The sequence below is a fragment of the Alteromonas sp. M12 genome, assembly GCF_037478005.1.
In the GTDB taxonomy this organism is placed as follows: domain Bacteria; phylum Pseudomonadota; class Gammaproteobacteria; order Enterobacterales; family Alteromonadaceae; genus Aliiglaciecola; species Aliiglaciecola lipolytica_A.
Genome location: NZ_CP144164.1, coordinates 3,149,694 through 3,175,108, shown reverse-complemented (window position 1 = coordinate 3,175,108; position 25,415 = coordinate 3,149,694). Strand labels below are relative to the sequence as shown.

The following is a 25,415-nucleotide window of genomic DNA, read 5'->3' as shown; positions in this document are numbered from 1 at the left end:
ATTGAATAATCCAAATGATTTGATTCCTTACGGTAAGCACTTTGTTGATGACGACGATGTTGCTGCTGTAATTGATGTCCTGCAAAACCAATTCCTAACCCAAGGCTGTGTTGTTCCTAAATTCGAGCGAGCATTAACCGATTATACTAATGCCAAATATGCCACTGCAGTGAATAGTGGTACATCTGGACTGCATGTGGCGTGTTTAGCGCTTGGCGTTGGAAAAGGAGATGTTGTTTGGACTTCTCCCATTTCCTTTGTTGCCAGTGCAAATTGTGCTTTGTACTGTGGTGCATCAATTGATTTTGTGGACATTGATAGTGCGACGCGAAACATCAGCGTTGAAGCCCTTGAAAACAAATTAGCAGAAGCTGCAAACGTTAATCGATTACCCAAAGCTATTGTCGTCGTACACTTTTCTGGCGCGAGTGGCCCGATGCAAGAAATTGCAAAACTTTGTAGGCAATACAAAGTGCAGATTATTGAAGATGCGGCGCATGGTTTTGGGGGAAGTTATCAGAATTACAAAATCGGCAGTTGCCAATACTCTGATTTGGCGGTTTTGAGCTTCCATCCGGTTAAATCTATTACCACCGCTGAAGGCGGTGCTGTGCTGACAAATAATGAAGAATTGCATGAGCGCGCTAAACTGTTCGCTAAGCATGGGGTAACTCGGGATCCGAAACAAATGCAAGGGCCATCTGATGGACCTTGGTATTATCAACAAGTAGAACTCGGGTATAACTACCGCTTGAGTGATCTACACGCAGCTTTAGGCTTATCGCAACTCAAAAAATTAGACGGTTTTATTACAAAACGTCAGAATCTAGCCCATCGTTATCAAGACTTGTTGAAACATTTACCACTAAAATTACCAGACATGGATAATGCCGATAATGGTGCCTGGCATGTTTATATGATTGAAGTTAAACAGCACGACCGAAGTGCAGTTTATAATGGGTTAATTGCACGGGGAATCGGCGTTAATGTGCATTATATCCCAATACATCTGCAGCCTTATTATCAAAAGCTTGGTTTTTCTGAGGGGGATTTCCCTAATGCAGAAGTTTATTATCAAAATGCGTTAACTTTACCTTTATTTCCTAGCATGACAGCCGATGATCAAGACAGAGTTGTGCAAGCATTAAATGAGGTATTAGCTTGAATCTAGCTATCATTCCCGCACGAGGCGGAAGTAAACGTATACCGGCAAAAAATATTCGTGATTTTGCGGGCAAGCCGCTTATTGCCTATTCTATTCAAGCAGCTCAGGAAGCAAACTTGTTTGATAAAATTTGGGTATCTACAGATTCTCAAGAAGTGGCTGATATTGCGATAAAATACGGTGCAGAGGTACCTTTTCTGCGACCAGAAAATTTATCCAATGATGTCATTGGAACGCGTCCAGTGACTAATCATGGGATACAATATTGTATCGATAATTTTGAAAAACCAGAATTTTGTTGCTGTATCTATGCTACAGCGCCTTTTTTGCAAGCTGAGTATTTGCAAAAAGGTTTAGTGTCTTTGCAGCAAGATAAAGATAAATCTTTTTCTTTTGCAGTCACCAGTTTTGCATTTCCTATTCAAAGAGCTATCAGTGTTCAACAAGGTATTGTTGAACCAATGTTCAAGCAAGATATATTTAAGCGTTCACAAGATTTAGAAGAAGCTTATCACGATGCTGGACAATTTTATTGGGGCCGAACCGATGACTATTTGTCTAAAAAAGGCATATTTTCGCAACACAGTGTGCCCATTGTTCTTCCTCGTCATTTGGTTCAAGACATTGACACCCCCGAAGATTGGCAACGTGCAGAATTGATGTATCAAGCCTACGTCAAAGGAATTTAACATGAGTAAAGTTTTAGTAATCCGTATGCTAGAAATGGGCGATGTCGCTAGCATTGCTGTACCCACTATTCGTCAGCTTCAGCAGCAAAATCCAGATACTGAAGTCTACTGTTTGACCCATGGCGGTGGTGTAGATGTACTGCGACTTGCTGTCCCTAATGCGAAAATATTGAGTTTACCTGACCAGCATTGGCCAGATAATATTCTGCATGCTTTAGAAGCTTTTATTGGTTTAGCCGAGCAAATTATTGAGCTTGGCTTTGAACAAATTCTAAACTTAGATACTGCATTCATGCCTTGTATTTTGGCTCGATTTCTTAAAGATGCCGGTGAACCTGTGCAGGGTAATTATTTGAGTATACCTCTGCAAAGCCTTCTCGAACAGATTCAAAATCAAAGTTTGAAACCTGAATACGTGAATAACGCGGGTGAGTACATGCAGAGTACGTTTATGGGGATGAGCCGCTGGCATAGTCAATGGTGGACAAGTGATAATCTGCCTGATGGGGGCTACCCTGAATTTTATCTGACTCGTTGTTGTGGTTTTAAAAATATGTCTATGGATTGGCATATTGAGGTTAAACCAGCTCAAAAATATCAAGATGTTAGTCAGCGCATTATTTATTTGGCACTGAATGATATACAGCATCCTTACCCACAGTTACATGAACTGGAAACAATACTAAAAAATAACGGATACCTAGTCATACTAGACGACGAACAAGAGACTTTGGGGTTGCGTCTACAAGGCTTGAAAGCGAGTGATCTTTTAGTTTGCTTACCTAATGCAATGTTCTCTTTAGCCAGTTGTGTTGAGACACCAACTTTATTAATACCAGGGCAACTTGATCCTCGCATTTTGATGCCTGATTATGCAACAGATCAAAACAGTGAGTTTCCTCAGGCTAATGAACTTGCGCAGAGTATTACGTCAATATTTGAGGCCCAAGAAAATGCATGATATCGCCATTGGAGAGCGATTAATTGGTCCTTCACATCCGCCTTTCATTATTGCAGAACTAAGCGGTAACCATAGTCAAGATTTTGAACTTGCCGTTGCTATGGTTGAAGCTGCCGCAAAGGCCGGTGCTCACGCAATAAAATTACAAACTTACACTGCCGATAGCATGACATTAAACGTCGATTCGGTTGATTTTGTGATTCAAGAAAAAGACAGTTTATGGCACGGTGAAGCGCTACATAGTTTATATGCAAAAGCATCTACACCTTATGAGTGGCATAGTCGGTTATTTGCGCGTGCAAAAGCCCTTGGAATGGAAGCTTTTAGCTCGCCATTTGATGAGGCTGCGGTGGATTTTTTGGAAATCTTAGACGTCCCTTGTTATAAAATTGCCTCTTTTGAATTAACTGATATTCCGTTGATACGCAAAGCTGCGGCAACTGGAAAACCGTTAATTATGTCAACGGGCATGGCAACTTTAGCTGAAATAGAACAAGCCGTAGATTGTGCTAAAAAAGCAGGATGCGAAGATATTATACTGCTCAAATGCACTAGCACTTATCCAGCACAACCGAGCAATACCAACTTAGTGACTATTCCTCACTTACGAGATTCATTTAATCAACAAGTAGGCCTATCTGATCACACTGCTGGTATCGGAGTCTCGGTGGCAGCAGTCGCACTAGGTGCAACTGTGATTGAAAAACATTTTGTTCTCGATCGAAATGCTGGGGGGGTAGATGCCGCATTTTCATTAGAGCCTGCGGAATTGAAATCGCTGGTAGAGGAGAGTGCGCGAGCCTTCGATGCTATGGGTAAAGTGACCTATGGGGGAAGTGCGGCAGAAGAAAAGTCAAAGCATTATCGACGTTCTATTTTTGTCAGTGTCGATGTGAAAAAAGGCCAAACTTTAAGCCGTGAAAATCTAAGAATTGTACGTCCTGCAAGTGGTCTTGCGCCAAAACATTGGGATAGTGTGTTGGGTAAAAAGGCGAAAACTAACTTGCCTGCTGGCACAGCCCTTGATTGGGACTTATTTGAATGAACACCGTCATCATAACCTTCTAATTACTTTATGAAGCATATTTTATTCAGAGTGAATGCCGGGGTGTCCTCTGGTTTAGGACATTTGATGCGTTGTTTGGCGTTGGCTCAAGCTGCAGCAAAAAATCAACTCACTCCTGTATTTATGCTTAACGCTGAAGCGTCAAAAATTAGCAATGCTCGTCAGGATTGGGTTGGGCAAACCATTGTGATACCCGAAACCACAGAGGATGCTCAAGAGATAGACCTTATTGCTCAGTTTTGCCGACTCAATTCGGTTGTGGCAATCGTGATTGATGGCTATCATTTTACGTCTCAGTATCGCCAGCGGTTAGCGCAATTAGATTACCCAATAATATGCTTTGATGATATGAATAATTCAGGAAACCTGTATGCCGATCTCATCATCAATGGTTCTGGTAGTGCACATCAGTTGAAATATGACGTCAACCAGCCAAACACGCATTTGTGCATAGGTGAGTCTTATCGGGTTTTACGCCAAGAATTTTGCGAGTTCAAACAACAAACATTTGAGCAGCGAGAATATTTTACTATTATTATGGGCGGAAGTGACCCAAATAATTTGACTCTGCCTTTGTTGCAATGCATTGAACAAAAAGGCTTTGATGGGAAGCTCAAAGTGATTACTGGCGCAGCTTACCCTTATTTACAAGAACTCAATAAATGTATTCAGGTCAGTGAGCTGGACATTCAACATTTACACGATTGTCAGCAAATAGCTAAATCATTTTTGCAAACACGCTTGGCCATTTCCGCTGCCGGAGGCAGTCAATTCGAATTACATGCTACTGCGACACCCAGTTGTTTAGTCACTGTGGCTGACAATCAACTTAATGCTACTCAAGCAGCTGTAAAACAAGGTTGGTGTATTGCTGAGGATTTCAGCAAAATGCAAAGTGACAACGAAAAGCTGGGTCTTATTGAAGACGTTACGGCGCGTTTATTGGTCTTATGGTCTGATGATACTAGATTGCTTCAAATGCATAATAGGGCGTTAGGAAGCAGTGACACCAACGGTTCTCAACGGATCATCGAAAAAGTTAAGCAGTTATGTTTTGATGGAGAATAGTATTATTATGGACGAAAATCAGGTGCTTAGAGGTTATCAGGTCAGTTTACGTGAAGTGCAGGAAAGTGATCTGCCACTACTGCGAGCTTGGCGAAATGACCCAGAGGTTAGTCAGTTTATGATTTCCCAAGCAGAAATCAGCGAAGAACAGCAATCTGCTTGGTTCCGCAAAGTGAGCCGTGACCCTAGCCAGCAGCATTTTATGATTGTCTACAAAGATCAGGACATAGGTAGTTTAAATATTAAATCGAGAGTATTGGGTAAACCGCTTACTCAGGCACACACTATTGAGCCAGGATTGTATATTGGCGCAGCAAAATATCGCAATAACATAATCGCGTTTTCTCCCACGTTATTAATTAATGATTATTGTTTTGAATCCTTAAAGTGTAAAAAGCTAGTAGCAAGAGTAAAGTCAGATAATCAGGCAGCGCTTAATTACAATCTAAAATTAGGTTATCAAATAGTCAATCAAGGTGATTTAATTGAAATTAGTTTGAATTTCGAGGATTATCAACGGGATAGCAAAACACTAAAAGCCTTACTTTCTCGTACTCCTAGGAAGAACAGGGAGTCATAAAGGAAATTTACATGAATAACCAACAACTCGTAAAACAAGCATTTGCTGACAGTTTAGCTATACCCTTGGAAAAGGTGAGTGACGACTTAGCCTATAACAGTATTCCAGAGTGGGATTCCACCGCCCACATGATTTTAATTGCTGAATTGGAAAACCAATTTAACGTAATGTTGGATACCGACGATATAATAGATATGAGTTCAGTAGCTAAGGCAAAAGAAATTCTCGCTAAATATGAAATCGAGTTTGATGCTTAATCAAAAAACACTATTGATTACGGGGGCTAGCGGCGGTATTGGTCGGGCAACTGCAATTGAATGCGCCAATCAAGGCGCATTTGTGTATCTGGCTGGGCGTGATAAAGAACAACTGCAAGCCTTGTCGAGTCAGTTAGTTAACAGCAAAGTGCTCGCCTATGATGTCACCGATGAAAGTGCCGTTAAACAAGGGTTTTCAAGCATCATGAAAGAGTCGGGGCAATTACACGGCTTAGTGAACTGCGCTGGAAGTATGTTGGATAGTGGGTTTATGCTAACTCGGTCAGCTGAGCTGCAAACGCAATTTGCCGTCAATAGTGTTTCAGCGTTTACCCACAGCCAGTTGGCGATGCGACTGATGACAAAGAATCGCAGTGGAAGCATTGTTAACCTTTGTTCAATCGTCGGTGAAAACGGCAGCGCGGGGCAGGCAGCCTACGCGATGAGTAAAGCAGCATTATCAGGTTTAACCAAATCATTATCAAAAGAGTTGGGGGCTTTAGGTATTCGTGTGAACGGTGTTGCTCCAGGGTTTATTGATACGGCCATGACTGCTTCTTATGGGGGGCAAAAACGCCAAGAGTTAATTGCCGCTAGTTCATTGCAACGAGCCGGTACAGCTGAAGATGTGGCCAAATTAATTAGATTTTTATTGTCAGATGATGCCTCATTTATTACCGGTCAAATTATCGGTATTGATGGCGGCTTGAGCTTATAAACCATGTTTTTTGATGCGCTTTCCCAATATTCTGCAAAGACAGCTGCAATCGAAGGACAACAGCGACTTAGCTATGCTGAATTAGAACAAGCTTGTTTACGTTTAGAGTTGGACTTAAGTCATCATTTAGGACGCCGTAAAGGTGTGATTTTTATTATGGCCTTTAATGGTTTGTCTACCTTAGTGGCTTATTTAAGCGCGCTTAGACAGGGCCATTGTGCAATGTTATTAAGTCCAGATACAGCAGCCTCAGATTTGCAGAATTTGTATGAGCAGTTTGCTCCAACGGTGACCATAAGCTGTGAAGCCAAGCAACAAACTACTATTCAATATCATCAATCTAGAACCTCGCTGACCCATTGTATGGCGAACTTACTATTGTCTACCTCTGGTTCAACCGGCACGGCTAAACAAGTTGCACTGAGTGCGGATAATTTACAATCTAACGTTGATGCTATTTGTGACTATTTACCGATAAAATCATCTGATAAAACATTATGTTCGCTGCCATTTTTCTATTCTTATGGTTTGTCTATCATCAATTCCCATTTAAACAAGGGCGCTTGCTGTGTTTTTACGGATGCAAGCCCTGTTAGTCGTGATTATTGGCAGTTATTTGAAGAGCATCAAATCAGCAGTTTTGCGGGCGTTCCTTTTACTTATGAGATGCTTCTCAGATTGCGCTTCCATCAGAAAAAGTTGCCTCATTTACGTTATTTTACCCAAGCAGGTGGCAAGCTTAATGTTGATGCAGTCAAAGCCTTAGGTGAGTTTGCTGAAAATAATCAAAGTCAGTTTTTCGTGATGTATGGTCAGACAGAAGCAAGCCCTCGAATGGCTTTTTTACATCCAGATCTGGTCCTACAAAAACCTGAATCAATCGGTTGTGCTATTCCAGGTGGACGATTTAAATTAGTCGATGAGCAAAATCAAATAATCGAGCAGGCCAATAGCGTTGGTGAACTGTTTTACACAGGACCGAATGTAATGCTTGGTTATGTGTGTAATATTACCGATTTGAATGCATTATCCGCTGATTCAAGCCAATCTAAAAATGCATGGCTAGCCACTGGCGATTTAGCGTATTTTGATGAAGATGGTGATTATTTTATTGCAGGCAGAAAATCCCGCTTTCTAAAATTATTTGGATTACGAATTGATCTCGATGAAGTTGAAAGAAAGTTATTAGAACTGGGTATTACAGGGTTAACTACAGGTAACGATAATTATCTGGTGATTGGCACAACCGCTTTGAGTATTGAACAATCTGCAAATGATGTAAAAGGGCGGATAAGCCAACTATTGGATCTACACCCGAGTGTTATAAAAGTGATTCACCTTGATGTTTTGCCGCTGACTGAAAATGGTAAAAAAGATTATCAAGCAGTGCTTAAATTGGGGTTGCAAAAATTCTCATGAAAAATACTGATAATCCAATCCTTGTAGAGTACCTAAGGTTGTTCGAAGACCTGCTAAGCGCCGGTGTATATTCCCTTGAACAAGATAAAAAAGAAGCGCTTTTGTTACCGGTTTTAAATCAATTGCATCAGCTTCACCAATTACAAAACGACGAATACAGGAACATTGTTAAACAGCACAGTGCTGATGCTAAACGTATTGAAGAACTTCCTTATTTAGCGGTGCGTTTGTTTAAACACTTGAACTTAAAAAGTATTAACGAAAAAGAAGTCTTTAAAACCCTACAATCCTCTGGCACAACGAGTCAAACCCCAGCGACTATTTATTTAGATAAACAAACCAGTGCTCGACAAAGTAAGGTGCTAGTGAAAATTCTCCAGCAGACTATAGGTAAACAGCGTTTGCCCATGCTGATAATTGATTCCCCCGATATTTTAAAAAAACCGGAATTTAGCGCTCGAGCTGCGGGCATTCAAGGTTTGGCATTTTTTGGCCGTGATCATACCTATGCGTTAGACCAAAACATGCAGCCTAACTGGCCAGTGATTGAGGCATTTTGTGAAAAATACGCTCAGCAACCGATATTGATTTTTGGTTTTACCTTTATGGTATGGCTCTATTTTTTAAAAACGTTACAACAAAGTGATAAACGGATTTCTTTGCCCAAAGGCGTGTTAATTCATAGCGGTGGATGGAAAAAGCTGATTGATCAACAAGTTGATAACGACACTTTTAAACAAAGCTTATTCGCTACTACAGGTATTTCACGCTGTTTCAATTTCTACGGCATGGCGGAGCAGGTCGGATCAATCTTTGTGGAATGTGAAAAAGGGCATTTACATGCCCCTGTCTTTGCCGATGTGTTGATCCGCGATCCCTTTACATTAAAACAATGCAATATTGGCGAACAAGGTTTAGTGCAAGTCTTATCTGCACTGCCAAGTAGTTATCCAGGACACAGTTTATTGACCGAAGATCTCGGTGTTTTGAAGGGCGTCGATAACTGTTCTTGCGGCGCTAAAGGGAAATACTTTGCAATTAATGGCCGCTTGCCTAAAACCGAAGTGCGCGGGTGCAGCGATACACATGGAGCGCAGTTATGATGTCGCCATTAAATATGTTGGCTCCAGTGAATGGCAGTTTAGATGTGATAAACGACAATATTCCCTATTTTCGATGTTTTGATGAAAACGTTTTAGCGTTTATCGAATCTTTGTCTAATGAGTTATTAAAAAATAGCGAAGCGAAAACCTACCCTGAGCTGGTGGCGTTAGGGTTTTGGTTGCGAAAATCCAACCTGAAAAAGATGCAAAGCCTTTCGCCTACTGGGGTGATAAAACCTCTTGGTTGGGTAGTGCATTTTACCCCTTCAAACGTTGATACCATGTTCATTTACAGCTGGATTTGTTCTTTGTTGATGGGCAATAACAACGTTATCCGAGTCGCAACAAAAAGCAGTGATATAAAAGATTGCTTGCTGAATATTCTCAACCTCCTTTTTGCTAAACCAGAATTTGTGCAAATTGGCCAACACAATCTTTTTGTGCATTATGATAAACACTCAGCGTACTCTGCTGAATTAAGTCTTATCTGCGACGTTCGAGTGATTTGGGGTGGCGATGACAGTGTGAATGCTATTCGTAACTTGCCATGCAAACCCCGTTGCCGAGATATTAGTTTTGCTGACAGGTATTCAGCCTGTGTGATCAATGGGCAGCAATTAACCACTGAAAATATTCCTCAATTGGCCGAGTCACTTTGGCAAGATACCCAGCCCCATGGCCAATTGGCTTGTTCTTCACCGAGGTTGGTTTATTGGTTAGGTGATTCTATTTTGCAGCTCGAATTATTCCGCCAGTTAAATCAAGTTGCAAAACAAAGTGGACATAAAATTAATAGTTTGAATGATCACTTAGTCACCAGTCAGTTATTAAAAAGCACTGCAAAAGCTGATGCTCCAATCATCCAAAGCGCCATCGGTGTTATTCCAGTCACCGAGTTTGATGAAAATTGGCTAGATTGGCATTTGGGAGGAGGTTACTTTTTACTTTTACCAATCAACAGCTTGGAAGATATTGCTTTATTGAGCAGTAATAAATTACAAACCTTGAGTTATTGGGGCCTTGAGCAAGACGCCTTAATCAAGTTTGCTCAAAATCCGTCGATACAAGGAATTGATAGGGTTGTACCTGCAGGACGCGCCCTCGATTTTTCTAGCCGTTGGGATGGTTACAATCTATTTGAACAACTTTCACGTTCAGTTGAATTTAGTTGAATTAGCAGTTGAGGCGAGTATTTTGAAGCAGAAAGTTATTATTTTTGGGGCAGGGCAAGCAGGAATTGCTGCAAAACAAAATCTGCAGTCCAAATTCTGTATTCTGGCTTTTTGTGATAACGACGTAAGTAAAGTTGGTTGCGTTTTAGATGGACTTCCAATCATTTCAGTTAATCAATTACATTGCCTTGAATATGATCTCATTATGATCGCCAGCGAGTATTTTGAACAAATTAATCAGCAGTTAAAGCAGCAAGAAAATATTCCCGCAGATAAGATTAATATTCTTCACGCGACACAAATAAAACGCTTTCATTTTGGCGACAGTGAAGATATTCAACAGAGTTCAGAACAATTATTATTGGCATTATGTGAGGCGTTAACGCAATGTGATATCCACTATCACGTGGATGCCGGCACATTGTTAGGTATATATCGCGATGATGCTTTTATTCCTTGGGATGACGATTTTGATTTTGCAGTATTGAGTGACGATATTGAAACCATCAAGCAGCAGCAAAAAACATTATTAACTGCATTGGAGAAGGTTTCAAAACAACCTTGGGGAATAACTGAATACTTTGCTGAGAAGCCATTCGGTTTAGTAAAAGTGGGGGCAACTAGAAGTTTTAAACTTGCACCTTTGAACAATTCTAGTCGGCTTCCATTTATCGACTTTTTCGTTAAGTATTTAGATCAAGAAGTGATGGACTATGCTATTGCATCGCGCGGCTTTTCGATGCCAAGTCGCCACATGCGAAAGGTTGTTCCATTTACCTTCCGAGGTAAGTCAATTTTTATTCCAAATGATGTCGAAGGATATTTGAGTCGCCATTATGGTGATTGGCAAACCCCGAAATCAGATTGGACCTTGGATGATATTAAATCATCTACCGTTTATTAAGGGTATTTACGGTGAAAACAATTCTAACTTATGGCACCTTTGACCTCCTTCATATAGGTCATGTAAATATGTTGGAGCGCCTTAAAGAACTTGGCAATAAGCTCATCGTCGGGGTATCTACCGATGAATTTAATCTGCTTAAAGGTAAACAATGTATTTATGGGTATGCAGAAAGAGCAAAAATAGTCGGTGCATTACGTTGCGTTGACTTAGTGATACCTGAAAATGACTGGGCACAAAAAGCCGTGGATATCAAAGAGCACGATGTCGATGTGTTTGGTATTGGTGCTGACTGGGAAGGTAAATTTGATGAGCTTCAGGCCCTGTGTGAAGTGATTTATTTGCCTCGTACTCCAAGTATTTCAACAACCGACCTAAAAAAAGTACTGTCACAAATTGATAGCGCTGCTATTCAAAAAATTAAACAAGGGTTGGATGGCGTATTGGATATTGTAAAAGCGCTAGAATAGCCATTGTAAGTGTGTTGGGGAGTAAATAGTTTTGGATAAAGTATGTCATTAGAAATAGAACAGCTGGGCCTTGTCTCTGGGCAATCTGTTTACATTACTCCGTTTACCCCAATGTCAGAAAAGCTTAAACGGTCCCTTGTTCAACATTTGGATGTGAATATTTTAGGCTTTGTGGACAAAACAAAACAAGGGAAGGATATCCTCCATCCAGATGAGCTAATAAACAAGGAGTTTGATAAAGTTTTAATTATCTCACCTAACTATGGTCTGGAAATATACAAAGGGTTAGGTGGCGTAGGCGTAGCGAAATCAAAACGTCAATTGGTTATTTATAATGGTGTTTTTAGCAAAATTTCAGCGTTCAAGCTTTGGTGGGATAAGACAAAGAATAATGTTTTACCGCAAATACACTTAGTATTGCAGCGGTACCTTAAAAAATATCTGCAACATGATAATAGTGTGCTGTTTCTTAGTCAGGATTTTATCGATCTAAATATCAAACAGCTTTATTTGTATTTTTCTGCCCAACCTAAAATACGAGCAACTATTGCTACCGATAATAAAGCACAAATAGTACTGCTTAAACCCCTAGGTTTTAACGTCATCGATATACATTCATGGCAATTTATATTCTGTAGCCTTAGAGCCAAGCTCACTATTTTAGATCATACACCTATCACTAAAGATCTTCGGTGTGCTATTAGTGGCTCCAAAACCATTCAACTATGGCATGGCATTCCGCTAAAAAAAATTGGTCATATGGCTGACTACAAAGTCGTAGAATACGATTTAATGATATCGACTTCTGACTTTGTCACTGAATATGCTTTTTCTGAAATTTTTAATTATAAAAAAATTATTAATTCTGGTTATCCTAGAAATGATGTTTTATTTCAAAAAAATAGTGATAAAAAAAATCTGGGTATGGTGGAAAAACGCATTTTTGAATGGGCAAAAACATCAAGCAACAAACTGGTTATCTACATGCCGACTTGGCGCGGAGATTCATTTGAAAATAATCCGATTAATTTAGATGAATTGAATTCGTTTGCTCAGCAAAATAATTTGAATATAGTGTTGAAAATGCATCCGTTCATCCGGCCTGAATCATTTTTTGATTCAATGGAAAACGATGATTATCAATTTACTTCGAACTATCAACACAATATTGTTTTTTATCCCAGTACGAATGATATTTATCCGCTCCTAGCCATGTCATCATTACTAATTACAGATTATTCATCGATCTATTTTGACTATCTGCTTTTAGATAAACCAATCGTATTTTTTGTTTATGACAAATTAGAATACGTAAAACGTCACGGTGATTTTATGTTAGATTTTGATGAAAATACCCCCGGCATGAAACCTACAGATATTCAAAGTTTATATGCAAGTATCATAGATTCATTAAATCAAGATCAATATGGAGAGCAAAGGCAGAACCTGCTTGGAAAACTCTATGAGCCTAAAAATATTGGAAATAGTTCAGCCGTTATTTTTGAAGAAGCATCAAAGTTATTGGCCGAGCAATGTTGATATTTAACTCTGATTTTTATTATTCACACTACTTCAAAGAGGCAGTTTATGTCTGTATTAATCTTTAACATTAAGTCTCATATCAAACAACATGATATTAAAGTAGTGTCTTTTGATTTGTTTGATACGTTAATTTATCGAAAGGTATCTAAACCTTCTGACATCTTTGCATTGAGCTATGCAAAAGTTAACGACAGTATTGGATTAGCGTTAAGTAAAAATGAGTTTGAAGAGTTAAGGATCTCTGCAGAAAAAGAAGCGAAATACAACGCTCCTGGTAAAGAAGTCTCACTAGAAGAAATATATGATTACATGCCTTTTTCGCAATCAATTAAAGCGGCATTACTGAAAAGTGAATTAGAGACTGAAACTCTATACGGTTTTTTATTTGAGCCCCTGTTGAATCTAATAACTGAGTTAAAAGCCCAAGGGATTCAGGTTTTATTTTTGTCTGATATGTATCTTAGTAAAGAGCAGATTCATACAACATTTTTTGATCAAAACAAGTGGATTTGCGATATCCCACTATACGTATCATCAGAATATAAAAAAAATAAAGCATCAGGGCAATTGTTTCATTACGTAAAAGAGCAACTTAGTTTGGAGTATTCTGAATGGTTACATGTAGGGGACAATCTAAAGTCGGATTTTGAAGTACCTCATAAAATTGGAGGACGGGCTATTCATGTGGCAGGCGCTCTAAATAGCAAACAGATTTTTGATACCGAACAATTATGTTCACCCGGTTCATTAGATTTTAATGCGGCTCGACATTTATCTATTACAAACCATTGTGGAAATAAATATGTACTGGCAGAACCTGTTGCTTTTGACATTGGCGCGTTTGTTTGGGGGCCTGCTCTTTTAGCCTTTTCAGATTGGGTCATTGATAAAACCATTAGTGCGAATAGTCATACTATCCTTTGTTTGATGCGCGAAGCAGAAGTATATGTTCCTTTAATTGAACAAAGGTTGTCGCAACGAAACATCAGCCATATAACTGTCAAAAAACTGTTTGCATCACGTAAATCAACATTTTGGCCCTCTATAGACGTTACATCAAAGAACTGGTTAGTCGATCTTATTAATCTACTTATAATTCCTAGGGGTTATACGGTTGCAGATTTTTATTGTGATTTTCATCTTAAACCGGATGATATTTACTCCAAATTCCATAATAGTTTAGTAAAAAGATCTGATGGGCTGTTTTATAATGGTCGAAGTGTACTCAAATGTCTTACCGAATTAGCCGCTAGTAATATAAAGAAAATAAAGAATTATATAAGCGCTCAAAAATCGAATTTTATCAACTATTATGAGACAAACATTGTTACTCCCTATGAGAAGTGCACAGTAGTAGATTTAGGTAATGGTGGGACAATTCAATATCAAATTCAGCAAATATTTGGACGACCTTGTTCTGCCAATTTATTGTTCTATGCATCTAAAAGAATATATCGATACACATCAACAACAACATACTCAAGCTTTATTAACACTTTTACCGAAACAAATCAGGCCGCGAAGTTATTAGCGCGAACACCTGAATGCGTAGAGGCTTTTCTAGTTGGGGATTGTGGTACTACATTGGCATATAGTGATGATGGTAAGCTTATGTTAGCACCTAAGCTAGATGGTAATTCAACTATCGTAAAAGCTTTTATGCAAGGTGCGCATGAATATTTTAATCAGCACCATGAATTGGGCTTTGGAGACATTAATTTAGCCGATGTAAATTGCATATTATTACGGTATGTTCAATTTCCAACTATAGAAGAAGCAAAGCTTTTTACACGAGTGTATCATCAAGATAATTTTGGTTCAGACTTCACTTATACAGTTATTTGTGAAAATCAACTCGAACAAGTGCAAGATTTTGGTTTTGAAAATACCTTTTTAGAATTTACTCGTTACACGAGATGGAAAATTGGAAAAATTCATTGGCCACAAGCAATATTGAATTTGTTGTCAGACAAGTTTATGCAAAAGCAGTATGGCTTAATGGCAAAGAATACTGACAACGACGTCGCAGAATTATATGAACTAATCAATCAAAACCAGTGGCAAAGCTTTAGTATATACGGTGCAGGAGAATTTTTTGAAAAATTGCATCACTATATAGATAAACATTCACTAAATGTTGAGATGGTAATTGATCGAAAAGCAGAAGTATCGGGAAGTTATGAATTTCTTGGATACCCAGTGATATCGCTAGAGCAAGCTATAAAATCAAACTGTCAAAATATTGTAATTTGTTCAATGAGATTTAAAGATGAAATTGCGAAAAACATATTTAAGCTATCGCAAAAATATAACAGCGATTCGATCAATATTTTAAGTCTGTAGAGGCTTTTATGAGAATAGCTATAATTTCTAAAGCCGCTAACCTCGGCGGAGGTGGTAGTAAAGTTGCGACTACTTTAGCTAATTTGTTGAGACAAAATGGACATTTCTGCCATCACTTTCGAAGAGATAGTGAACATGGTTATGAGACTAATCAAAGTAATTTATTTGGTCCCCATGAAAAGCTCTTTAAATGGCTTAAATATAGATTTCAAAGTGTTGGTCTTCAAGAAAGCGTTCCGTTGGAATATCTTTATCTTAAATCTGAATTGACGCGTTTAGAAATAGATATAGTTCATATTCATGATACGACAACAGCACTTTCGCCAATTAGTATAGGGCTTCTTACTAACCATTTCCCTGTTGTTTGGACAATGCATGATTTTTCTCCTTTTACCGGTGGTTGTGTATATCCTTTAGGTTGTGTTCGTTTTCAATCGGATTGTGGAAACTGCCCACAACATTCGGTTTGGCCATTAGAGGGAAAGTATGATTTAACCAGTTTTCACTTAACACTAAAACGTTGGTTACACAGCAAAAAAATACACATCATTTCTCCCTCGGAGTATTTGAAAAATCAAGCCCACGAGAGCGTAATTGATACAGATAAAATCGTCGTAATTAATAATGGCGTTGATACTAAAAGCTTTTATCCTATGGATAAACATGAAGTTAAAAAATCATTAGGCTTAGATCCGCATAAGTTAACACTGTTAATTATCGCGTTCCAAATTAATAGTCCAATCAAAGGTACTGATGACGCATTAAAAATTTTACATAGCTTAGGAGAAAATATTCAAGTTATTGTTGTTGGTAAAGTTACAAAAAAGGACAAACATCATTTTGATGGTTTAAATTGTACTTTCGCTGGTTATGAAAAAAAGGTTGAGCAACTAAATAAATACTATAATGCAGCAGATATTTTTTTGAATTGCAGTAAGGCTGACAACTTTCCACTGGTTGTTTTGGAGTCCTTAGCAGCAGGAACTCCAGTGTACGGTTATGCTACTGGGGGTATTGTAGAGATGATAACCAATGGATGTAATGGTCATTTGGTTAAGACGGGAAATTGGCAGGAGTTATATAATGTTATTACCCATCTTAGTTTCGAAGGTTTAGAGAAAGAAAGTAATAAAAGCAGAAATGTTGCCTTAGAGTCTTTCTCCAATGAGGATTTTGTAATGAAGACAATTTCATTTTATGAAAAATTGCTGAGGGAAAAAAATTGTATAAATTAATACCTTATTTTAATGACAGCACTTGCACAAGGACATGAGTTTGCTTTGTTAATTCATGCTGAAAAATAATTTATGTCAGTTCCTATTTCTGTTCTAATCCCTTGTTTTAATGTCGAAAACTATTTAACTGAAGCGCTTGAGTCCATTTTGACGCAGAGCTATCTAAATTTAATTGTTTTAGTTTTGGATGACGGTTCCAAGGATAACACATTAGATATTGCAAGGCAGTTTTCAGCAAAAGATAACAGAGTACAGGTGCATTGTAACCCTACGAATTTAGGTATCATTGCAAGCCGAAATAAATTACTTCAACTTTGCGAAACAGATCTTGCAGCTTGGATGGATGCTGATGATATAGCAGAACCTATGCGCATTGCGCAGCAACTAAAGTTTTTAGATACCCACCCTGAGTATGTTAATTGTACCTGTCACTTTTATAAGCAAAGTAGTCAAAATAGAAAGCTTATTGCAGTTCCTAAGCATTACTTGAATCCAGAGTATTTATTGTTTTATAACCACATCTTAAATCCAGGCAGTATGTTTAGGGCTGATATTTGTCGTAAAAATAATATTAAGTTTCGAACTTGGATATCAGGTGCTAGCGATTACCTTTTTTGGGTAGAGTTGTCAAAATTTGGAAAAATCGGGTTAGTTGAGGAACCATTGATGACATACCGTGAGCATAGTGGTCAAGAGACTATCGCTCAAAAATACCGTCAAAATCAGGGATGTTTAGAAATTGTTCAATATCAATTAACGGTCTTTGATTGCAAAGCAGAAACCGCAGATATTGCAAGAATGTTAGTATATCCGGCTGAGACATTAAATCTCGATTTTAATTTAACCTACTTAAAACGTTCTGCAACTATTATGCAAACGATTTTGAGAGCATTACCTAACTCTAGATACAACCAACAACAGGTAGAATGGTTATTATTAGATATGTTTCGTCGGCAAGCTTGGCGAAATGGACTTCTGGGAGTAATGCTGTTTGTAAAGTTATTTGGAGTTGATGGGTTGAAAAAAAGCCGCAATTTCGGATTTGATCTGTTGAAGCAAGCAATCGCCTTTGACTTTAGACGTGTCATACATTTTTTTAGAAAATAGTGAATTCAATTTATTTTTTAGCTGAACATATAAATTAACTGATTTAACAAATTGGTCGATAAGTTGTTTATAAACAAAGTTTATTCTAAAAAGAATGGGCATTTTGAGGGAAAGTAGTGGAATTCGCGAGGTTAATAAGGCGTTTAAAACGCTGGAAAGAAGTGAGTGGTTTTAAACATAAATGTCCCATGTGTAATTTTTATATGGGTAGTTTTAAGCCCTATGGCTTCGATTTGCCAGTCATGTATGAAAAGCAAGTTGTTGGCGGTGGTAGAAGAGATAATGCGCGATGTTTTATCTGCGGTTGTCTAGATAGAGAAAGATTAATTTATATGTTTTTAAAGCTTCAGCCATCTCTTTTAAGTGACAATATAAAGGTTCTTCACTTTGCACCAGAAACCGTATTAAGGCGTAAATTAAAGAGTATATTTTCAAATTACATAACAGCTGATTTAAACGCAAAAAATGTTGATATGACAATTGATATGACTGACATTCCTTTCCCAGATGAACATTTTGATTTGATTATCGCGAATCATATATTAGAGCATATTCCTGATGATAAAAAAGCGTTAAATGAACTTAAGCGTGTATTAAAAAATAACACTGGCGCTGCAATTCTCCAGGTACCTATTTCACTAAACAGCGAACACACATACGAAGATCTGAGTATAAATACCGAAGAGGGGCGTTTACATGCTTTTGGACAGGAAGACCATGTAAGATTATATGGGCAAGATTACCCAAATAAATTGCGAGAGGCAGGTTTTGATGTTCAAGTTTTCGACTGGAAGTCTAGTGATAGATTATATCCTCAGAAAAAAAACAAATTCGGTTTTATTGAAGAAGAGAAAATTTTTATGGTTAGAAGCTTAGATAGTTAAGTTAGTGTGTGAGATTTTCCCAAATGTTCATTTGTAATGAAAATGTTTTTTTAATTAACGTAAATAAGAAAGTAACATGAGAATTGCACACCTTGCTGTTAACCATAAACACATCGACAATGTTATCAACTTATTTAATGAGGTTGAATTGGATGAACATATTTTTTTTCTTGAAAAGCAAGATGAAAAAATGGCTGAAATCCCTATTTGTAACTCGAGTTTAAATAAGTACATTAATTTTGAAGTTAGTGAACAATTAACTGTCGCCAGAAAGTTAGAAGCTTTTGATTTACTTGTCGTGCATTGTTTAACTCCTTTGCATGCCAACATAATAAATTTAATGACACAAGGATCTACAGTCATTATGTGGAAAGGCTGGGGGTTTGATTATTTAGACTTAATGTATGATGACTTTTCTGATCTACTTGAAACAAAGTCCAAACAATTATATTCGAAATTACGGCTAGTCGATGGTAACCCTTCAAATAAGTACACAGTTTCAAACAATAAAATTCAAGCTATTTTAAAAATTAATTTGTTTTGTCCAGTTTTTGAAGAGGAATTCGAAATAATTCAAGCTAAGCACTCGTTTACTCAGCATCTTCAATATATCGAATGGCGCTACGGATTTGATTATCCAATGAAAAAAGTAGTTAAAGCCAAAGATTGTATAGTTAAAACTGATAGCCTTTGGTTAGGAAATAGTTCTACTATCACTAATAATCACCTAGATTATTTATCTATTGCTACTAAAAACAAATCTCTAAGAAGCCTCGTTCATTATATTCCTATGTCTTATGGGTTCGATAATTATAAAAATGAAATAAAAGATGCAGCTGAAACAGTGCTCGCTAATAACTTTGAAATCATTGATGAGTTTTTTGAGTTTGGCCAATACGTTAATTTAATTGCACGATCTAAGTACATGGTAATGAATCACATCAGACAGCAAGCTATGGGGAATATTTGGATTGGACTTTTAACTGGTTGTACTGTTTTTTTAAACGAAAAATGTCCTGCATTTAACTTTTTCAAACATAGAGGATACGTATTTTATTCTATTAATGATTTGAATTCAGGCTCTAATATAGGTGAGTTTCAATTAACTGAGAAGCAGGCGAATACGAATGCAGAAAAAGCATTAAATATGTTTAGTTATCAACAAACTAGCATTAGAACTTATAAACTTATTCAATTGGTCAAGTCATACTTTTAATGCAGTTAATTTGAGATCTAAATGACTCTTTCGCAACTTTAGAATTTTTGATAGGAAACGTAATGAAAGTAATCATCTATGGAACAGGTTCAAAAGCACTCGAAAATGTAACTGCTATAGCATTAAATTTTAATTTGATTGGATTTTGTGAATCTCATGCCCTCCCTGGGCAAAAGCAATTTTTGGGTAAAGAAATATTTTCTATAAAAGAGTTACACAGTTTACAGGCTGACTTGATCATTATATGTAGTTCTTTTTTGCTGGAAATTACTGATGTATTAAACCAAGTCGGTATAAAAAATTATGTTTCTGTTGATGATTTGTCTCAAGTAGCCGAAACCCTTGATGAATTGAAACAAAGTTACGAAGTTGCAGAAACTCAAAAATTAGCGCAAATGAAGCTTGAAAGGCTGAAAACTGAACATGTTAAAAATGCTAGTTTGTTGGCTAATCGACAATTGTTGCTCGAAAAACTTTCAAAAAATACGATTGGGGCTGAAATAGGTGTAGCTGCTGGTAAATTTACAAAAGATATTCTCAATATTGTTACACCAAAAAAATTACATTTAATTGATATTTGGGGAAGTGATAGATATAGCGAGAAGCTGTTAACGATTATTCAAGGAAAATATGAAACGCAATTAAGAGAAGAAAAAATTTATATACATCGAAAACTATCTATTGAAGCGGCTGAAGACTTTGAGAATGAGTACTTTGATTGGGTCTATATAGACACCGATCATAGTTATCATACGACCTATCAGGAGTTGAATTTGTACAGTAAAAAAATCAAACGAGACGGTTGGATTTTAGGTCATGATTATTGTATGGGGAATTGGTCGAAAAGATATAAATATGGAGTGATTGAGGCTGTACATCGCTTTTGTGTCGAAAATGACTATGAAATTGTTTATCTCACTATGGAGATATCGCAGAGCTTTGCGTTGCGAAAAATAATTCAATAGTTTTACATCCAATCAACCTTGTAAGATAAATAAGAAAATAATATTTATGACTATCGCAATAATGCAACCTTACATATTTCCTTATGTAGGCTATTTTCAGCTTATTATGGCTGTTGATAAGTTTATTTTTTATGATGATGTTGATTTCATCAAAAGAGGTTGGATTAATAGAAATCGTATTTTATTAGGTGAAAACGAATATCTTTTTACTATTCCTTGTGTCAAACCGACCTATCAAAAGAAGATTTGCAACATTAAAGTGAACCGTGATTGCAATGATACCGAAAAATTATTGAAAACCTTATATCATGCATATAGTAAAGCTCCTTTTTTTAAAGATGTTTATCCATTACTTGAAGAGCAGTTTACTAATTGTTCTCAAAGTATTAGCGCCTTAGCTGTTCAGTCAATAAAAATGGTTATTGATTACCTAGGAATAGAAAAGAATTTTAAACTGTCATCTGAACAACATTATTGCAATAATCATTTGAACAAGGCCGATCGTTTAATTGAAATTACGAAAAAAGAAGGTGAGGTAGTTTACATTAACCCTAAGGGAGGGGAAGCTCTTTACGATAAACCTTACTTTGACGCGCAAGGTGTCGAGCTGAGATTTCTTCAATCTGTTTTACCTGAATACAGTCAAAGTTCTCCACATTTTGTCGCTGGATTGTCGATAATTGATGTGCTAATGAATTGTGATAAAGAGCAAGTATTTAATATGTTAGATAATTATCAATTGCGATAATTGCTTTCTATTTTTCACCTCCAACTTAGGATAATTTATGAGCCATTCAAAAGTCGTTATATTTGGAATTCTTGATACGGCCGAATTAGCCCACTTTTATTTAACTCACGACTCAGATTTTGAGGTAGTGGCGTTTACTCTGCATTCAGAGTTTATTGAACAAAATCAGTTCAAAGGTTTACCAATAGTCCCTTTCGAGAATTTGGAAAACGTTTATCCGCCTTCTGATTATGGCTTGTTTGCTCCTATGACAGGGAAAAATATGAATCGAAATCGTGAAAAAATTTACTTAGAAGGTAAAAAAAAGGGGTATCAATTCATATCCTATATCAGTTCGAAAGCCACTGTATTTCCAGAAACACGTATTGGTGACAATTGTTTTATATTGGAAGACAACACAATCCAGCCTTTTACAAGTATCGGCAATAATGTGGTTTTATGGAGTGGTAATCATATTGGTCATCATGGTGAAATCATGGACAATGTGTTTTTTACTTCACATGTTGTTATGTCAGGGCATTGTAAAATAAAGCCATATTGTTTTTTAGGTGTTAATGCGACTATTAGGGACTATATAAATTTAGCCGAAGGCACTTTAGTTGCAATGTCTGCTTCTATTACTAAAGATACTGAAGCTTGGGGGGTCTACATTGGTAATCCCGCTCGTAAAGGTCCTAAACCTAGCCATGAAGTATATTAATGAGGTTGGAATATAATGTTATGGAAAAAAAAAGGATTAATTTATAAACCTTCAGGTGAAAAGAAGTGGAGTTGCAGCCATGCACAGGTACCCGTAGCCGAATTTATTGCCGAGCAGGATAAAATCCGAATCTACTTTTCAACTCGAGATTCATTAGGGCGCAGTTTGCCTGATTATTTGGACGTTTCAGCCTTTGATCCCCAGAGAATAATATATAAAAATCAATCGCCTATCCTTGATTTAGGTGAAAATGGAACTTTTGATGACTGTGGGGTTATGCCCTCTTGTGTTGTTAATTCTAATGGTAAAAAGTATCTCTATTATATTGGGTGGAATGTAAGAAATACTATTCCGTACCATAATGCTGTCGGTCTAGCGATTAGTGAAGATGATGGAAATACATTTAAAAAGTTTTCGGAAGGCCCTCTGTGGGATAGAGACTATAAAGAACCACATTACTCGGGAAGTACATGTGTTTTAATTGATGACAATAATGTTTGGCGTAATTGGTATCTTTCTTGCACTGAATGGAGGCGTGTAAATGGGAAGATGGAACCTCGTTATCATATTAAATATGCAGAATCTAATGACGGTATCGATTGGAAAAGAGAGGGGATCATTTCGATAGATTATGCCGATTCAAATGAAGCCGGTATTGTCAAAGCTAGTGTAATTAAAAAAGCCGGGAAATACTGCATGTGGTATTCCTATCGAAATTTCAGTAACTATCGCGTCGATCCAAAAAATAGTTATCGAATTGGATATGCTGAGTCATCAGATGGAATACATTTTAAGCGAATGGATAGTTTGAGTGGTATTGATATCAGTTCAAATGGGTGGGACGACTTGATGATATGTTATCCCCATGTGGTTGATGTGAAGGATAAACGTTTGATGTTTTACAATGGCAACGGGTTTGGTCAATCAGGATTCGGATATGCAGAGTTAGTAAGTACGTAGTAAAAAATTTAGGGTAAGCATTTTCAGTATGTGCTTTTTAGATCGCAGTAATTGGTTGTTTTGGAAGTAGGTGAATGCAAAATAGTTTTATCGTTACATCACATGGATGGAGTGCAAGTAATTGGTTAGCACACTCATTCAATTTAAATAGCAACATTGTTTGTACTCACAGTGCGCGTAATGTTTTGGCCAATGATACTGAATTACACAGCAATAGTAACTTAGTTAAAAATATTCACAATTTTCATCGAGGTTATGTAGGGCGACAAGTCTTATCGTTGGATACGTTATATGACGATATACAACAGCTTGGTAGTGCAAAATATTATGGTTCAGTCCATGTTCTTAGGCTTCGTGACATACCTATTTTACTGAAGAAGTATGGGAGCCCACAAAAAAGCTTCAAAGTCGCTAACTTTGTTCGTAATCCTGTAGATTTGGTATGGAGCGGTTACGGCCAATTACAAGATTTATTCACTTTTGATATCAATGAGTTGTACTGGACGTTAGATAAAATTCTCAATGAAGGTAAAGATTTTAGTTATAGTTTGATTGAAAAATATCAGATAAATATAGGTGAATATAAATATCTAGCCTTTATAGGTGCTTGTGCAATCTTAAGCAGTATTAAAAAAGACTGTGATGTTTATGAAGTAGTTGTTGGAACTAATAAAAATATTGATTTTATTGGTACATTTACGATGGAATCTATTACCCAAGATCGTGAAAAATTTAGACAAATGTTATTCCTACTCACTGATAATTCGGATTTAGCCACGGAAGATTATTTAGATAAAGTGTTTGACGAGGGGGTTATTAATAGACACAAAAAAGATAAGAAGAAAATGACGTCTGCAGAGCGTTATATGTCTTTTGAACCTTGGCAAAAAGAGACGTTCGATTATTTTTTCGGCAAGTTTGAACTGAGGTTGCCCTATGAATCATTTGGTTATGACTTTTCGTATATGGATGTTTGAAATTAACTTTACAACTTATACTAAGGTCAAAAGCTGTTTAGTGGCTTGTCTAAATAATTGCATAAAGGAGTTAAAATGATTACTGTGACTCGCCCTTGGCTACCTGATAGGGAACGCTTGGATTCATATATTGATCAAGTTTATAAATCAGGACATTTGACAAATAATGGCCCACTTGTACGTTTGCTCGAAGAGAGACTGCAAACTTATTTAGGTGTAAAACATCTCATACTTGTAAGTAATGGAACACTAGCATTACAAATCGCTTATAGAGCCTTAGGCGTTACGGGGGAGGTTATAACTACTCCTTTTAGTTTTATCGCCACAAGCAGCAGTCTAGCATGGCAAAATTGTAAGCCCGTTTTTGCAGATATTGATCCGTTAACTTTAAATATAGATGTTGATAATGTGACGTCTAAAATCACTTCAAAAACTAGTGCTTTGGTACCTGTTCACGTTTTCGGCAATCCTTGCAATGTTGAGCGCTTGAACGAAATCGCAAGTAAACATAATTTGAAAATCGTATATGATGCGTCTCATGCTTTCGGAGTAAATTACCATGGGGAAAGTATTCTTTCACAGGGGGATATTAGTACTATAAGTTTTCATGCAACTAAATTATTTCATACGATTGAAGGGGGCGCTCTTGTTACTAATGACAGTTCCTTGGCTAAAAAAATTCGTTTGATGATAAAATGTGGCATTGTTGATGAGGAAAATATAGCGTTGTGCGGAATCAATGCAAAAATGCATGAATTATCCGCTGCAATGGGACTGTCTGTTTTAGATGATATAGATACTATTAAAAAAAATAGAGCGCAAATTTGGCAACAATATAAAATTCACTTATCAGACTATTTGAAATTTCAGAAATGGAATGAAAATGCGACAAACAATTGTGCATATGTACCAGTACTGTTTTCTAACGAACAGGAATTGCTTAAAGTTAAAAACACTTTAAATAATTTCGATATTTTTCCTCGCAGATATTTTTATCCTAGCCTTGACCAAATTAATTTTTTATTAAATAACAATAAATGTCTTGTTGCAGACGACGTTTCGAAACGTATATTGTGCTTACCAATCTATCCTAACTTGAAGAAGCAGCAGCAGCGCCAAGTTATTGAACTAATCAAAAATGTGTTGAAACTAGTATGAAGATAGTG

25 protein-coding genes are annotated in these 25,415 nt (G+C 37.1%); all 25 read left to right on the top strand.

What is annotated here, in order from left to right:
• Positions 1 to 19: 19 nt before the first annotated feature.
• The 25 genes from pseC to VUI23_RS13630 all read left to right on the top strand — a co-directional run bounded on the left by pseC (position 20) and on the right by VUI23_RS13630 (position 25,407).
• Positions 20 to 1,165 carry a UDP-4-amino-4,6-dideoxy-N-acetyl-beta-L-altrosamine transaminase gene (gene pseC, locus VUI23_RS13750; protein WP_342808298.1) on the top strand — a complete coding sequence of 382 codons (1,146 nt, stop codon included), beginning with the start codon at positions 20 to 22 and terminating at the stop codon, positions 1,163 to 1,165.
• Positions 1,162 to 1,854, top strand: a complete 693-nt coding sequence (gene pseF / locus VUI23_RS13745) for a pseudaminic acid cytidylyltransferase (RefSeq protein WP_216048257.1) — start codon at positions 1,162 to 1,164, stop codon at positions 1,852 to 1,854. Before pseC ends, pseF begins: the two co-directional genes overlap by 4 nt.
• 1 nt (position 1,855) lies before the next feature.
• A complete protein-coding gene (locus tag VUI23_RS13740) occupies positions 1,856 to 2,815 on the top strand; it encodes a hypothetical protein (RefSeq protein WP_342804699.1) in 960 nt (319 codons plus the stop codon).
• Positions 2,808 to 3,860 (top strand): pseudaminic acid synthase, encoded by a 1,053-nt coding sequence (gene pseI / locus VUI23_RS13735; RefSeq protein WP_342804698.1) that lies wholly within the window; start codon positions 2,808 to 2,810, stop codon positions 3,858 to 3,860. The genes VUI23_RS13740 and pseI overlap by 8 nt, the downstream gene beginning before the upstream one ends.
• Before the next feature lie 30 nt (positions 3,861 to 3,890).
• Entirely contained in the window at positions 3,891 to 4,949 is a 1,059-nt protein-coding gene (pseG, locus tag VUI23_RS13730; RefSeq protein WP_342804697.1) for a UDP-2,4-diacetamido-2,4,6-trideoxy-beta-L-altropyranose hydrolase, read from the top strand.
• On the top strand, positions 4,939 to 5,529 hold the full coding sequence (locus VUI23_RS13725) for a GNAT family N-acetyltransferase (RefSeq protein ID WP_342804696.1): 591 nt from the start codon (positions 4,939 to 4,941) through the stop codon (positions 5,527 to 5,529). Before pseG ends, VUI23_RS13725 begins: the two co-directional genes overlap by 11 nt.
• Positions 5,530 to 5,540: 11 nt before the next feature.
• Positions 5,541 to 5,786 (top strand): acyl carrier protein, encoded by a 246-nt coding sequence (locus VUI23_RS13720; RefSeq protein WP_216048262.1) that lies wholly within the window; start codon positions 5,541 to 5,543, stop codon positions 5,784 to 5,786.
• Positions 5,764 to 6,504, top strand: a complete 741-nt coding sequence (locus VUI23_RS13715; protein WP_216048263.1) for an SDR family NAD(P)-dependent oxidoreductase — start codon at positions 5,764 to 5,766, stop codon at positions 6,502 to 6,504. Before VUI23_RS13720 ends, VUI23_RS13715 begins: the two co-directional genes overlap by 23 nt.
• A 3-nt stretch (positions 6,505 to 6,507) precedes the next feature.
• A complete protein-coding gene (locus VUI23_RS13710) occupies positions 6,508 to 7,923 on the top strand; it encodes an AMP-binding protein (RefSeq protein WP_342804695.1) in 1,416 nt (471 codons plus the stop codon).
• A complete protein-coding gene (locus tag VUI23_RS13705; RefSeq protein ID WP_342804694.1) occupies positions 7,920 to 9,026 on the top strand; it encodes an acyl-protein synthetase in 1,107 nt (368 codons plus the stop codon). The genes VUI23_RS13710 and VUI23_RS13705 overlap by 4 nt, the downstream gene beginning before the upstream one ends.
• Positions 9,023 to 10,198: an acyl-CoA reductase gene (locus VUI23_RS13700; RefSeq protein ID WP_342804693.1), complete on the top strand. Its 1,176-nt coding sequence runs from the start codon at positions 9,023 to 9,025 to the stop codon at positions 10,196 to 10,198. The genes VUI23_RS13705 and VUI23_RS13700 overlap by 4 nt, the downstream gene beginning before the upstream one ends.
• A 22-nt stretch (positions 10,199 to 10,220) precedes the next feature.
• Positions 10,221 to 11,102, top strand: a complete 882-nt coding sequence (locus VUI23_RS13695; protein WP_342804692.1) for a LicD family protein — start codon at positions 10,221 to 10,223, stop codon at positions 11,100 to 11,102.
• An 11-nt stretch (positions 11,103 to 11,113) separates the two neighbouring features.
• Positions 11,114 to 11,572, top strand: coding sequence for an adenylyltransferase/cytidyltransferase family protein (locus tag VUI23_RS13690; RefSeq protein ID WP_342804691.1), 459 nt, complete (start codon positions 11,114 to 11,116; stop codon positions 11,570 to 11,572).
• Positions 11,573 to 11,614: 42 nt separating this feature from the next.
• Positions 11,615 to 13,111 (top strand): CDP-glycerol glycerophosphotransferase family protein, encoded by a 1,497-nt coding sequence (locus VUI23_RS13685; protein ID WP_342804690.1) that lies wholly within the window; start codon positions 11,615 to 11,617, stop codon positions 13,109 to 13,111.
• A 48-nt stretch (positions 13,112 to 13,159) separates the two neighbouring features.
• Complete coding sequence (locus tag VUI23_RS13680; protein WP_342804689.1) at positions 13,160 to 15,457, top strand: hypothetical protein; 2,298 nt, start codon at positions 13,160 to 13,162, stop codon at positions 15,455 to 15,457.
• Between the two features lie 8 nt (positions 15,458 to 15,465).
• A complete protein-coding gene (locus VUI23_RS13675) occupies positions 15,466 to 16,692 on the top strand; it encodes a glycosyltransferase (protein WP_342804688.1) in 1,227 nt (408 codons plus the stop codon).
• Between the two features lie 72 nt (positions 16,693 to 16,764).
• Positions 16,765 to 17,799, top strand: coding sequence for a glycosyltransferase family 2 protein (locus VUI23_RS13670; RefSeq protein WP_342804687.1), 1,035 nt, complete (start codon positions 16,765 to 16,767; stop codon positions 17,797 to 17,799).
• 161 nt (positions 17,800 to 17,960) lie between these two features.
• The gene (locus tag VUI23_RS13665; protein ID WP_342804686.1) at positions 17,961 to 18,683 is read left to right on the top strand and encodes a class I SAM-dependent methyltransferase; all 723 of its coding nucleotides are present in this window, start codon (positions 17,961 to 17,963) and stop codon (positions 18,681 to 18,683) included.
• Between the two features lie 76 nt (positions 18,684 to 18,759).
• The gene (locus VUI23_RS13660; protein WP_342804685.1) at positions 18,760 to 19,899 is read left to right on the top strand and encodes a TDP-N-acetylfucosamine:lipid II N-acetylfucosaminyltransferase; all 1,140 of its coding nucleotides are present in this window, start codon (positions 18,760 to 18,762) and stop codon (positions 19,897 to 19,899) included.
• Between the two features lie 62 nt (positions 19,900 to 19,961).
• Positions 19,962 to 20,864, top strand: coding sequence for a class I SAM-dependent methyltransferase (locus VUI23_RS13655; RefSeq protein ID WP_342804684.1), 903 nt, complete (start codon positions 19,962 to 19,964; stop codon positions 20,862 to 20,864).
• Between the two features lie 46 nt (positions 20,865 to 20,910).
• Positions 20,911 to 21,612, top strand: a complete 702-nt coding sequence (locus VUI23_RS13650; RefSeq protein WP_342804683.1) for a WbqC family protein — start codon at positions 20,911 to 20,913, stop codon at positions 21,610 to 21,612.
• 37 nt (positions 21,613 to 21,649) lie between these two features.
• A complete protein-coding gene (locus tag VUI23_RS13645) occupies positions 21,650 to 22,312 on the top strand; it encodes an acetyltransferase (RefSeq protein ID WP_342804682.1) in 663 nt (220 codons plus the stop codon).
• Between the two features lie 15 nt (positions 22,313 to 22,327).
• Positions 22,328 to 23,272, top strand: coding sequence for a hypothetical protein (locus VUI23_RS13640; protein WP_342804681.1), 945 nt, complete (start codon positions 22,328 to 22,330; stop codon positions 23,270 to 23,272).
• Positions 23,273 to 23,346: 74 nt separating this feature from the next.
• Positions 23,347 to 24,249 (top strand): hypothetical protein, encoded by a 903-nt coding sequence (locus VUI23_RS13635; RefSeq protein ID WP_342804680.1) that lies wholly within the window; start codon positions 23,347 to 23,349, stop codon positions 24,247 to 24,249.
• A 75-nt stretch (positions 24,250 to 24,324) separates the two neighbouring features.
• Positions 24,325 to 25,407, top strand: coding sequence for a DegT/DnrJ/EryC1/StrS family aminotransferase (locus VUI23_RS13630; protein ID WP_342804679.1), 1,083 nt, complete (start codon positions 24,325 to 24,327; stop codon positions 25,405 to 25,407).
• Positions 25,408 to 25,415 lie beyond the last annotated feature (8 nt).